Below are 12,725 nucleotides of genomic sequence, written 5' to 3'. Positions count from 1 at the left end.
GTGTGGTGGCCCGGGTTGTCCCCAGGCGGTGATCCATCCACAGGCCCGAGGATTGGTGCTGTCGGGGTGCGACGGGACGCCATAGACTCGAACACGTGTTCGACACTCTGGTGACCACGGCGCTCTGCGCGCAGGGACCCGTCGCCGTCGAACTGTGGACCCGGGTGGAGAACGCCGCCTGCGCACACCGCCTGCACGCCATGCGAACCATGCTCGAGGCCGCCATGTCCGCCGACGGATCGGTCGATCGCGACCAATGGTGCATCGACAACTGGAGCGCGGTGTGCGCCCACATCGGCGCCGCCCAACGCCTCACCACCCGCTCGGTGTCGGCGACCCTGCTCGTCGCCCTGGCCCTGCGCGAACGCTTCCCCCGCCTGGAAGCCTTGTTCACCGACGGACGCCTGAGCTATCCGATCGTGCGGCTGATCACCACCCGCGCCTCGGCGGTCATCGACCCCGCCGTCTGGGAGGCCCTCGACATCGCCCTGAGTGCACGGTTCACCAGCACCGACTACCCCACCTCGGTCTACCGGGCGCAGAAGGCCATCGACGCCGAGATCTGGCGCCTGGACCCCGCCGCGGTGCACCGCACCCAGACCCGCGCGCAGGGCCGCCGGGTGGACGTCACCATCGACGACGAGACCGGCATCGCCCAGCTCTATGCCAGCCTGTTCGCCACCGACGGCGCCGCCTTCACCGCCCGCCTGGACGCCCTCGCCGACACCGTGTGCCCGCAGGACCCGCGCACCAAGGACCAACTACGCTCCGAAGCCATCGGGGCGCTGTCCTACGGCCAGGACCGCCTGGCGTGCCTGTGCGAACGCCCCGACTGCGAGGCCTACCTGCGCCCACCGTCCACCGGGGTCGTCATCCACCTCATCGCCCACCCCGACACCATCACCGGCAACGGCCCCTCTGATCTCCCGCCGGTGGTGCCCCCGGGCGGCGGGCCCTGCGGTGATGCACCGGCGGACCCCGAGGTCGAGCCCGAACGCGAGGACGAGACCGACGACGTGCCCGAGGCCGAGGCCGAGCCCCACGACGCCACCGACACAGCCGACAAAGCACCGACCGAACCGGAGTCGACCGTCGACCCCGCCCCCGCGGACGTCGACGCCGAGTCGAGGACCAACGCGCCCACCGATCAGGACGCCGACGGCGACGCGGTCGACCTCAACACCGACGATGCGTTCGCAGAGCCGAATTGGGCGATGGAGACCGAGCCCACATCCGCCGACCACCGCGCCGAGGCGTCCACCGTTCAGGACGACGACGACGCGATCGCCCTCAACACCGACGACGCCTCCGCAGAGCCGAATTCGGCGATCGAGACCGAGCCCACAACCGCGGACCTCCGCGCCGAGGCGAGTGCCGACCCGTCCACCGGTCAGGACGACACCGACGCCATGGTCGACGCTGACACCGATTCGGCGTCAACCGACCCGGAGCCGGCGGAGGAGCCCGAACCCGCCGCAACCAACACGCACCCCCGTTCCAACGCCCCCACCAACGCGGGCGGCGATGACTCTGGCGCCGGGTTCACCTCCACCGACGACGTTACCGACACGGACGACGTCGCCAACGACACCACGGTGGACGACGCCACGGTCGACTACCCCGCGGACGGCGACATCGATCGCGACGACACCGCCGACAACGCCGCCGCCGCAACCGAACCCACAACCCCCCACCCCACCACCGTCACCGAGCTCGCCCCACGCACCCCGATCCCGTTCATCACCCCCGAACAGGAATGCGCCGACCTCGACGGCACCCCACCCCCGCTCTACGACAAACCCCTCACCCAACTCACCTGGGCCGAACTGTTCACCCCCCGACCCCACCCCGAACACTTCAGCAGCCTGCCCACCGCCACCCTCCTCGACGGCGGCCACCTCAGTGGCACCGTGCTGCCCGGAGCCATCGCCCGCCGCGCCGCCACCGGGGCCACGATCTCGGTCATCGTGCACCCCGGCCAAGCGCCCCCCGAACCCCGCTACCGCCCCTCACCCACACTCGCCGACTTCATCCGATGCCGCGACCAAACCTGCCGCTACCCCGGCTGCACCAAACCGGCCAGCACCGCCGACATCGACCACACCATCCCCTACCCCTACGGGCCGACCGCTGCCTCCAACCTGAAATGCCTCTGCCGTGAACATCATTTGCTCAAAACCTTCTGGAACGGCTGGCATGACGAACAGCTCCCCGACGGCACCGTCATCTGGACGACCCCCGACGGACGCACCCACACCACCACACCTGGCAGCCACACCGACTTCCCCCAACTGTGCGCACCCACCGCACCCATCACCGCCCACCCGCCACCACCACGGCCCGCCAACGGACTCAAGATGCCCACCCGACGCGCCACCCGCAGACAAGACCGACGCCACCGCGCCCTCGCCGAACGCCAAGCGAACCAAAGAGCACTCGACACCGACCACCCCACCGCTCCGAACGCCGAATACGAAGCCATGCAACATGACTCAGACCCGCCACCGTTCTAGTGACGAGAGGACAACGCGTGTACCCACGCCACGGCATCATCCACCGCGGACACCACCGGCACGTCCGGCGGCGCACTCGGCCGACGGACGATCACCACGGGCACCCCCAGCTGCTCGGCGGCCGCCATCTTGGGCCAGGTGTACTCGCCGCCAGAGTCCTTGGTGACCAACACGTCTGCGCCGTGATCGCGAAACACCGACAGCTCGCCGGGCAGGTCGTAGGGGCCGCGATCGCGCAGCACCCGCCACCCCGACGGCAGCACCACGTCGGGCTCGTCGACGACGCGCGCCAGCACGGCCTTGTCCCGCAGGGCCGGAATGAATTGCGCCAGCTGCTGGCGCCCCGTGGTGAGCAGGGGCCGCCCACCGAGTCGCGCCGCCTCGGCAGCAGCCCTCTCGTGGGTGTCGACCCAATGCCACGACGGGCGAGCACGATCCGCCCAGCCCGGCCGTTCCAACCGCAGCAGGGGCGTCGAGACGCAGGCCGCGGCGGCATTGGCCGAAATCGTCGCAGCGAAGGGATGCGTGGCGTCCACGACGGCGTCGAAGTCGGCGAGCGCGGCCCGCAGCCCGGCCACCCCGCCGAACCCGCCGACACGGACCGGCCCGACGGGCATCCGTGGCTTCGCTACCCGACCAGCAAGCGAACTGGTCACGGGCACGCCGTCGGCGATCAGTCGAGCCGCCAGGGCCCTCGCCTCCGACGTGCCGCCGAGCAGCAGGACCCTCGTCACGGCGCGCCCGGCGGCAGGACGGGCAGATCGCGCGGCGCACCGCAGGAAGCCAATTCGAGCAGCGCGTCGACGTCGAGGTGCGTCTCGACGAGCTCGCCGAGCAGGTCGAGCCGACGCTCACGGGCCGCGGGAAAGCTCACTCCCGAAGGGTCGAGCCCCAGCGTCTCCCGCAGGAATGCCGCTCGCAGCGCGTCACCCTCCAGCGACCCGTGCCACATGGTGCCGAATACCGAACCGGCACGGGCCCCGCCCAGGAACTCGTCGACACCGGGGCCGCGCGTGATGCGCCCGTGGTGAATCTCGTATCCGGAGGCGGGCACACCGAGCCCATCGCCGCGCGGCAGCCGCAACACCTTCTCGGCGGCGAACGTAGTCGTCACGTCGAGCAACCCCAGCCCGTCGACCTCGGCGGCGGCACCCTCGACGCCGTCGGGATCGCGAATCACGTTGCCCAGCATCTGAAATCCCCCGCAGATGCCCAGCAGCGGCTTGCCCGCAGCGGCGTGCGCCACCACGGCGCGGTCCAGTCCGCGTGACCGCAGCCACGCCAGGTCGGCGATGGTGGCCCTGGTACCGGGCAACACCACCAGGTCGGCGTCCACGAGTGCACGCGGATCCGAGACGAAAACGACGTCGACGTCGGGTTCCAGACCGAGCGCGTCCACGTCGGTGAAGTTGCTGATCCTCGGCAGCCTGATCACCGCAACCCGCCGGGCCCCAGACACCGTGGCCCGCCGCCCGGAGAGGTCCAGCGCATCCTCGGAGTCCAGCCACACGTCGGGATGCCATGGCAGCGTGCCGAACACCCGCCGACCGGTCACGCGTTCCAGATCGCGCAGACCTGGCGCCAACAGATCGAGGTCACCACGAAACTTGTTGACCACGAATCCCGCAACGAGCGCCTGATCCTCCGGCGACAGCAGCGCGACGGTCCCCAGGAACGCCGCGAACACGCCACCGCGATCGATGTCACCGACGACGATCGTCGGCAACCCGGCGTGGCGCGCCAACCCCATGTTGACGTAATCGCCTGCACGCAGGTTGATCTCGGCAGGACTACCCGCCCCCTCGGCGATCACTACGTCGAACCGGCTGGCCAGGTCGTCGTACGCCGCATGTGCCGCGGTCGCCAGCGGACGACGGCCGTCCACCCAGTCCGACGACGACACCTCGCCCCACGGCCTACCCATCAGGACGACGTGACTGCGCCGATCGCTCCCCGGTTTGAGGAGCACGGGATTCATCGCAGCCTCCGGCACCACCCCCGCGGCCAACGCCTGAATCCATTGCGCCCGACCAATTTCGACACCGTCACCACACACCATCGAATTGTTCGACATGTTCTGCGCCTTGAACGGCGCCACGGCGATCCCCCGCCGCGCCAACGCCCGACACAGCCCCGTGGTGACCACGCTCTTGCCCGCATCGCTGGTCGTGCCCGCCACCAGCAGACCGCCCATCAGCTGGGTCTCCGCACCAGGAACAGATCCATCACCCAGCCGGCCTCGGCCTTGGCCGCCGCGCGTGCCTCGACCACGGCGGGCCATACCTCGCCGAGCGTGCCCGCGACGAGCCGCTCCCCGGCGGCCCCCAGGTTGGCGCCCCACCACACCGTCCAGTCGTCGAGCCCGGTCAGGTCGAGCCGCTCCGGCGGCGGGTTCAGCATCGAGACGACGTTGTCCTGCCCGGCCGCGACGGCCTCCTGCAGCCGTCGGCCCGTCGTCACGTGCACCGGCCGGCCCACCTCGTGCAGCACGATGCGGTGCCTGGCTGCGAGCACCTGTGGCGCGCTGATGCCGGGCAGCACGTCGAACTCCACCGGCACCCCGAGCTCGCGGATCTTCTCGACGATCCGAATCGTCGAGTCGTACAGCGACGGGTCACCCCACACCAGGAACGCCGCGGTCCCGCCGCGCTCGCGGAGCACGGAGGCATACTCAGCGGCCCGCGCGTCATGCCAATCAGCCACGGCGCCAACGTAACCCACCGTACTCAAACCAGAAGACCGATCCCGCGCCGGATCTCGCACCGCGACCATGGGCACCGACTCCGCGTGCCGAACCAGGATTTCGCGGCGCAACGCGAGCAGCTCGTCGTCCCCACCCTTGTCGGCGGCGAGCACGTAGTCGGCGGTCCGCAGCGCCGCGGCGACCTCGGGGGTCACGTGCTGCGGTCCCATCCCCACGCCGAGGATGCGCACGCGCACCACGCTCACTGCCGCACGGTTCCGCGGTCGCGGTCCTCCAGGTCGCCTTCCACCTCGAGGTACGCCTGCGCCAGCGCGGCAAGGGTGTCCGCCGACGGATCGGCCCACAGCCCGCGGTCGGCGGCCTCCTGCAGCCGTTCGACGATGCCGTGCAGTGCCCACGGATTGGACGTGTCCAGGAACTCGCGCGTGGTCGGGTCGAGCACGTACTCCTGCGCGAGCTTCTCGTACATCCAGTCCTGCACGACGCCCGCGGTGGCGTCGAACCCGAAGAGATAGTCGACGGTCGCGGCGAGTTCGAAGGCACCCTTGTAGCCGTGCCGCCGCATCGCGGAGATCCAGCGCGGGTTCACCACCCGCGACCGGAACACCCGCGCCGTCTCCTCTGACAGCGTCCTGGTGCGCACCGCATCGGGTGTCGTCGAATCCCCCACGTAGGCCTTGGGATCCGAGCCCGTCAACGCGCGCACGGTCGCGATCATGCCGCCGTGGTACTGAAAGTAGTCGTCGCTGTCGGCGATGTCGTGCTCGCGGGTGTCGACGTTCTTGGCCGCCACCTTGATCCGGCGGTAATTGGTGCGCATGTCGTCGGCGGCCGCCGCCCCGTCGAGACCGCGACCGTACGCGAAACCGCCCCACGCCGTGTACACCTCGGCGAGGTCCTTGTCGTCACGCCACGTGCCCGCCTCGACGACCTGCAGGATGCCCGCCCCATACGATCCCGGCTTGGAGCCGAATATCCTTGTCGTGGAACGACGTTCGTCACCATGCTCGGCGAGGTCGGCCTTGGCGTGGGCGGCGACGAAGTTCTGGTCGTCCGGCTCGTCGAGTTCGGCCACCATCCGCACGGCGTCGTCCAGCATGGACACCACGTGCGGGAACGCATCGCGGAAGAATCCCGAGATGCGCACCGTGACGTCGATGCGCGGCCTGGCCAACTCGTCGAGCGAGACGACGGCCAGCCGACTGACGCGCCGGGACGCCTCGTCCCATTCGGGGCGCACGCCGAGAAGCGCCAGTACCTCGGCGATGTCGTCACCCGAGGTCCGCATCGCACTGGTCCCCCACACCGACAGACCGACGGACTCGGGGTAGGAACCCGTGTCGTCGACGTAGCGCTGCACCAGGGACTCCGCCATCGCCTGCCCGGTCTGCCAGGCCAGCCGGGACGGGACCGCGCGAGGGTCGACGGTGTAGAAGTTGCGGCCCGTCGGCAACACGTTCACCAGGCCACGCAGCGGGGACCCCGACGGGCCCGGGCGGATGAAACCGCCTGCCAGCGCGCGGATGACGGCGTCGAGCTCACCTGCGGTGCCCGCCAGGCGCGGGATCACCTCCGTGGCGGCGAATCGCAGCACCTGCTGGACGTCCGGGTCGTCGTGCAGCGTCTCGGCGACAGCCGCGTCCCAGCCGGCCGCCTCCATCGCCTCGACGAGATGCCGTGCGCGCGACTCGATCTCGTCGACCGCGGTCGTCGCGGCGTCGTCCTTCAGGCCCAGGGCGGCCCGCAGACCCGGCACCGCGTGATCGCGTCCGCCCCACACCTGCGACGCCCGCAGGATGGCCAGCACCAGGTTGACGCGGGCCTCGCCCTGCGGCGCACCGCCGAGCACGTGCAGACCGTCGCGGATCTGCGCGTCCTTGATCTCGCACAGCCAACCGTCGACGTGCAGCAGGAAGTCGTCGAACTCCTCGTCGTCGGGTCGGTCGTCGAGGCCCAGGTCGCGGTGCATCTCCGCCGCCCGCATGAGATTCCAGATCTCGCCGCGGATGGCCGGCAGCTTCGCCGGGTCCATCGACGCGATGTTGCCGTACTCGTCGAGCAACTGTTCGAGCCGCGCGATGTCGCCGTAGGTCTCGGCCCGCGCCATCGGCGGGATGAGGTGGTCGACGATCGTGGCGTGCGCCCGCCGCTTGGCCTGCGCGCCCTCGCCGGGATCGTTGACCAGGAACGGGTAGATCAGCGGCAGCGAGCCGATCGTCGCGTCCGTCGCGCACTCGGCCGAGAGTGCGGCGTTCTTGCCGGGCAGCCACTCCATCGACCCGTGCTTGCCGAGGTGCACGACGGCGTGAGCGCCGAAACCCCGCTCCAGCCAACGGTATGCGGCGAGGTAGTGGTGGCTGGGCGCCAGGTCGGGGTCGTGGTAGATCGCGACGGGGTTCTCGCCGAAACCGCGGGGCGGCTGAATCATCAACACCACGTTGCCCGCCCGCAGCGCCGCCAGTACGAGCTCCTGGCGATCGTTGACGAATAGCGAGCCCGGCGCCGGGCCCCATGCCTCGGTCATGGCGTCGCGCAGGCCGGCGGGCAGGTGCGCGGTCCACTCCGCATACTGCTCGGCGGTCACCGTGACGTGGGCGTCGGTCAGCTGGGCGCTGGTGAGCCAGTCCGCATCCTGGCCACCCGCGGCGATCAGCGTGTGGATCAACCGGTCGCCGGCCTCGGTCTCGTCGTCGATGTCGAGCACGCCGAAGCCGTCGCCCACGTCGTACCCCTGATCGGCCAGCAGGTGCAGCAGCCGCACCGTCGACGCCGGGGTGTCCAGACCCACGGCGTTGCCCACCCGCGAGTGCTTCGTCGGATACGCCGAAAGGACAAGGGCCAGTTTCTTTTCCGCGTTCGGGATGCGGCGCAGCCGGGCATGGTTGACGGCGATCCCCGCGACCCGCGCACACCGCTCGGGGTCGGCCACGTAGTGCGGCAGCCCGTCGTCGTCGATCTCCTTGAACGAGAACGGTGCGGTGATGATGCGTCCGTCGAACTCGGGAATCGCGATCTGGGTGGCCGAGTCCAGCGGCGTGACGCCGTCGGTGCTGGCCAGCCAGTCCTCCCGCGACGAGGTCAGACACAGCCCCTGCAGAGTCGGAATGTCAAGGGCGGCAATGCGTTCGATGTCCCAGGAGCCGTCGTCGCCGCCTGCGCTCGCACCCGACGGCCTCGATCCGCCTGCGGCCAGCACGCTGACCACCAGGGCATCGAGGGTGCCCATCGCGTCGAACAGTTCCTGCGGGGCGCTGCGCAGCGAGGACGCAAAGACCGGCACGCCGACGGCGTCGCCCGTCGCATCGATGGCGTCGACCAGGGCATGGACGAAACCGGCGTTGCCGCTGATCTCGTGCGCCCGGTAGTACAGCACGCCGACCCGCAGTCGGTCGGTCTCCTCACGCTCGGCCATCCCCCATTCCGGAATGACCACCGGCTCCTCGAAGCCGACGCCGGTGAGCAGCACCGTGTCGCACAGGAACGCGTGCATCTGGGCGAGGTTGTCCGGGCCGCCCTCGGCGAGGTACGCGTGCGCCTGCGCGGCGACGCCCATCGGCACCGTCGAGCACTCCATCAGCTCTGCGCTCGGTTGCCGCTCGCCGCCGAGGACGACCATCGGCAGACCGCTGCCGCGCAACACCGCGAGCTCCGACGCGATCTCCGCGGAGGAGCCGAGCACCCGCAGCACGACGAGGGCAGCGTCGGCCATCAGCGGCTCGAGTTCCTGGCGTACCGGGTTGCCCAAACTGAAGTGCGCACCGCTGGCGCGTGCCGACAGCAGGTCGGTGTCGGAGGTCGACAGCAACGCGACGCGCGGTGTCGGGGAAACGGGCGTGGACATCGGCAGGGCTCCTACTCGGGGTTCGCGCCCCTCATCGTTCGGATGTCCCGAGACCAGTATCTGGCTTCGACCGCGGGCACCTGCGTGTTCGCGATCGTCACAGTGGCGGAACCGCCCCGGATTCGCGCCGGGTTCCTTGCCACGGGACGTGCCTCGTCAGCGTAGTGCAGGTGGCCCGAGCGCAGCAGCCGCCGTGGCGACGGGCAGGGGGTGTCTGCGCTCCAACGGGGTGCGGCTGATCTCCGCGCTCGCCTGCTGCATGTCCCAGATGGCCAGCGCCACGGCGCACGCCGTCTTGCCCTCGAGTGTCCGCAGCGAGACCCCGAGCAGCTCGCTGATCCGGTTCAGCCGGTACAGCAGCGAGTTGCGGTGGATGAACAGCGCCGCCGCGGTCTTGCTCGGACTGCCGTCGGCGTCGAGGTAGGCCCGCAACGTCCGCATCAGCTCGTAGTCGGCGGTCTTGTCGTAGACGTCCAGCGGACGCAGGAAGTTGATGGCCTGATCGACGCCACCGGCGTTCAACGCGGTGGCCAGCACCGACGAGATGTCGAAACCGCGGCCGATGACGGGTTCGGACGTGCGGAGCAACTGCAGCGGCGAGGCCAGCATCGCGGTGCGCAGGCTTTGCAGGTCGGGCATCGGCGCGGTGACGATGGCCGGTCGGCGCGGCGCCGTCTCCCTGAGCCGATGCAGCACCTCCTTCGTGGTGAGACTGCCGTCGCCGAAGCCCTGCCCGATCAGGAAGACGTAGTCCTCCGACTCGGCCACCCCGAGGGCGGGGAAGAGATCGACGAACTGCAGGCGCATGCGCCACGCATCGTGGCGGTCGGGCCCGGTCCGCGTGGTGACCACGATGGTCGGCTTGGCGGTGTCGAAGCCGGCGAGACGCATGAGCTTCTTCGTCTGCCGAAGGGTGTCGCCCTGAGGCTGGCGCATCTGCTCGATGAAGGCGATGATGCGGTCGTTCTCCACGGTGTACTGCTCGGCGGTCGAGTTCAGGTGCAGGCTGACGATCGACCCCACCGGCCCGAGCAGCGCGTCGATCGTGGACGCGCTCTTGGCCGACCGCACCACGATGGAGAAGCTGCCGCGCCCGCGCACGGAGTTCAACAGGCGCACGTGTTCGGACGACCCGTCCTCGGCGGGCGCGCCGGACCCGCACGGGCCCCATGCCATCGACGGGGGCTGACTGGCGACCAGCCGGCCCTGGCCGTCGACGAGTCCCACTTCGCCGTCGAGCACTTGCCGGATCTGTTCCAGCAGCTCCAGCACGGTCGTCCCCGCGGCCTCCAACTCGGCACATCGATCGGCCAGCTGCAGCGACGTCCGGAGCAGCTGACTGCCCTCCGCATTCAGGATGTCGTTCACCAGGCGGTGCACCTGCAGGAGGTTGACGGGGTGCGCGACCTCGAAGACCGGGATGTCGAGCTCGTCTCCGGCCAGCACCAGCCCGTTGGGGACGTCGGCGTGCGCCACGCCGGAGTTGAACACGATGCCGGCGATCGACACCGCGGCCAGGCGTTCGACGTAGGCCTCCCAGGTACGCACGTCCTGGAAGTTCATGGCGATGCCCGCCAGGGTGACGAGTTCGTTGCCCTCCAGGTACGCCGAGGGGTCCATCAGCTCGGTCGCCGCGACCGTCGTGACGGTCCTACGCAGCCGCATCGCACTGGTGGCAGTCCTCAGACGGATTTCGAGACCGGGATTGCCAAGCAGATCGTGCAGCTGCACCGTCGCCTCCTCCGAAACCCCTGGTTAGGTAACTTGACCGAATTTGCCAAGCCTGCACGTTTCCCTGGTGCGATGGGTCCAGTCTAGGGGCGAGTGCACCGCTGGCTACTCACTTATTTCGGGCAAATGCACGGTAGCCGTCGCCTGTCAGCACGAAATAACGTGGTGCTACTCGCAAGAGCGCGCTCACATCGCAAAGATCCGTCGACCGTCCGACGCAGGCGCTGCGGCCGCAATTCGTTCGAGGAAAGGTAGCTACGAGGACATGCCCGAGCACGAGGTCCCCACTCCGCTCCCCGGGGTCTTCTATCGACATCCCGGCCCGGGCAAGCCGCCGTACGTCTCGGAGGGCGACGTGGTGGACGTTGGCGAGCCCATCGGTCTGGTCGAGATCATGAAGCAGTTCAGTGAGGTCAAGAGCACCGCCCGCGGGATCGTCGAACGATTCACCGTCGCCGATTGCAGCGAAGTGCGGGCCGGCAGCGTCGTGGCAGTGGTGCGGGCCGACACGTGAAGCGCCTCTTCATCGCCAACCGCGGCGAGATCGCGGTGCGCATCATCCGCACCGCCCATGACCTCGGCCTCGAGACGGTGCTGGGCGCCAGCGAGGCCGACCACGAGGGCTATGCGGCGCAGCTGTCGGACCGGGTGGTGGCCATCGGTCCGGAGCAGGCGTGCCAGAGCTACCTGAACGTTCCCGCGATGGTCGAGGCGATCGAACGTTCGGGTGCCGACGCGGTCCATCCCGGGTACGGCTTCCTGTCCGAGGACCCGACGTTCGCGCGCACGGTGGAGGCACTCGGAGTCACCTGGGTGGGCCCGCGACCCGACACCATCGCCCTGATGGGCAACAACGTGTCGGCGCGCGCGGCGGCGGTGGCGGCGGACGTCCCCGTTCTCCCCGGCAGCGCAGCGGCGATCGACCCCGACGCCGACCTCGAGGAACAGGCGGCGCACATCGGCTACCCCGTCTTCATCAAGGCCGCGGCGGGTGGCGACGGCCGTGGGATACGCATCGTGCCGACGCCCGATCGGCTACGCCCCGAGCTGCGGGTCGCGATGGCCGAGGCGAGCGCCGCGTTCGGCGACCCCACCGTGTACCTCGAGCGGTACGTCGACGCGGCGCGTCACGTCGAGGTCCAGATCCTGGGCGACGGACGCGACGTCGTCCATCTCTTCGACCGCGACTGCACCCTGCAGCGCCGCGGTCGAAAGATCGTCGAGGAGGCGCCCGCCCCCGGACTCCCCGACGCCGTCCGCACCGACATGCTCGCCGCCGCCGTGCGACTCGGACAGTCCTGCGACTACCGGGGCGTCGGGACCGTCGAGTTCCTCTACGACCGCGGGCGCGAGGCGGCCTACTTCATCGAGATGACCACCCGTCTGCAGGTCGAGCACCCCGTCACCGAAATGGTCACCGGGATCGATCTCGTCCGCCAGCAGTTGCTCATCGCCGACGGGCAGCGCCTCGGCGTCGCGCAGCACCAGGTCACCTGCACGGGGCATGCGATCGAAGCACGCATCAACGCCGAGAACACCGCCGTGGGGTTCGCACCCAGCCCGGGCACGGTGCGGGACGTGCGCTGGCCCGGCGGACCGGGAGTCCGCGTCGACGACGGGGTGACGACGGGGTCCGTCGTCTCGCCCTACTACGACACGCTGATCGCGAAGGTCGTCGCCTGGGATTCCCACCGTGACGCAGCCCTGCACCGCGCGCGCCGCGCGGTCTCCGAGATCCGGGTCGACGGGATTTCGACGACGTCGTCCTACGTGCACTCCGTACTCACCCATCCCAGGGTGCAGGCCAACGACCACGACACCGGCTTTCTGGAGCACTACGCGGAACCAGAGCGGATCGGTGCGCGGTGAACCCGGTACCCGCGTCGCCCACCCACCCATCGCGCCCGTCGGCGCCCGAGGTCACGTGCCGCCAACC

General features: G+C 69.9%; 8 protein-coding genes. 3 read left to right on the top strand and 5 right to left on the bottom strand.

The window, feature by feature from the left end; genetic code table 11:
* Positions 1 to 95: 95 nt before the first annotated feature.
* The gene (locus tag G6N60_RS04725; protein WP_163733256.1) at positions 96 to 2,513 is read left to right on the top strand and encodes an HNH endonuclease signature motif containing protein; all 2,418 of its coding nucleotides are present in this window, start codon (positions 96 to 98) and stop codon (positions 2,511 to 2,513) included.
* Here G6N60_RS04725 and G6N60_RS04720 read toward each other — a convergent pair.
* From G6N60_RS04720 to G6N60_RS28845, 5 genes are all read right to left on the bottom strand, one after another.
* Entirely contained in the window at positions 2,510 to 3,247 is a 738-nt protein-coding gene (locus G6N60_RS04720) for a cobalt-precorrin-6A reductase (RefSeq protein WP_163733253.1), read from the bottom strand. The genes G6N60_RS04725 and G6N60_RS04720 overlap by 4 nt on opposite strands.
* Complete coding sequence (locus tag G6N60_RS04715) at positions 3,244 to 4,707, bottom strand: cobyric acid synthase (protein WP_163733250.1); 1,464 nt, start codon at positions 4,705 to 4,707, stop codon at positions 3,244 to 3,246. Before G6N60_RS04715 ends, G6N60_RS04720 begins: the two co-directional genes overlap by 4 nt.
* Positions 4,707 to 5,453 (bottom strand): precorrin-6A synthase (deacetylating), encoded by a 747-nt coding sequence (gene cobF, locus G6N60_RS04710; protein WP_163743460.1) that lies wholly within the window; start codon positions 5,451 to 5,453, stop codon positions 4,707 to 4,709. The genes G6N60_RS04715 and cobF overlap by 1 nt, the downstream gene beginning before the upstream one ends.
* Positions 5,454 to 5,458: 5 nt before the next feature.
* Positions 5,459 to 9,058 carry a cobaltochelatase subunit CobN gene (gene cobN, locus G6N60_RS04705; RefSeq protein ID WP_163733247.1) on the bottom strand — a complete coding sequence of 1,200 codons (3,600 nt, stop codon included), beginning with the start codon at positions 9,056 to 9,058 and terminating at the stop codon, positions 5,459 to 5,461.
* Between the two features lie 156 nt (positions 9,059 to 9,214).
* Entirely contained in the window at positions 9,215 to 10,789 is a 1,575-nt protein-coding gene (locus tag G6N60_RS28845) for a helix-turn-helix domain-containing protein (protein ID WP_163733244.1), read from the bottom strand.
* 265 nt (positions 10,790 to 11,054) lie between these two features.
* On the opposite strand from G6N60_RS28845, the gene G6N60_RS04695 reads away from it, so the two are divergent.
* Together G6N60_RS04695 and G6N60_RS04690 are read left to right on the top strand one after the other, a co-directional pair.
* Positions 11,055 to 11,303, top strand: a complete 249-nt coding sequence (locus tag G6N60_RS04695) for an acetyl-CoA carboxylase (RefSeq protein WP_163733240.1) — start codon at positions 11,055 to 11,057, stop codon at positions 11,301 to 11,303.
* A complete protein-coding gene (locus G6N60_RS04690) occupies positions 11,300 to 12,658 on the top strand; it encodes an acetyl-CoA carboxylase biotin carboxylase subunit (RefSeq protein WP_163733235.1) in 1,359 nt (452 codons plus the stop codon). Before G6N60_RS04695 ends, G6N60_RS04690 begins: the two co-directional genes overlap by 4 nt.
* Positions 12,659 to 12,725: the final 67 nt, after the last annotated feature.

The sequence above is a fragment of the Mycolicibacterium madagascariense genome (assembly GCF_010729665.1).
Lineage (GTDB): Bacteria > Actinomycetota > Actinomycetes > Mycobacteriales > Mycobacteriaceae > Mycobacterium > Mycobacterium madagascariense.
This window is presented reverse-complemented; position numbering and strand designations above follow the sequence as displayed.

What these genes read in the sequence shown, in the direction of transcription:
- G6N60_RS04715 (WP_163733250.1), bottom strand. Translation starts at nt 4,707, where the DNA reads ATGGGCGGTCTGCTGGTGGCGGGCACGACCAGCGATGCGGGCAAGAGC.
- cobN (WP_163733247.1), bottom strand. Translation starts at nt 9,058, where the DNA reads ATGTCCACGCCCGTTTCCCCGACACCGCGCGTCGCGTTGCTGTCGACC.
- G6N60_RS04695 (WP_163733240.1), top strand. Translation starts at nt 11,055, where the DNA reads ATGCCCGAGCACGAGGTCCCCACTCCGCTCCCCGGGGTCTTCTATCGA.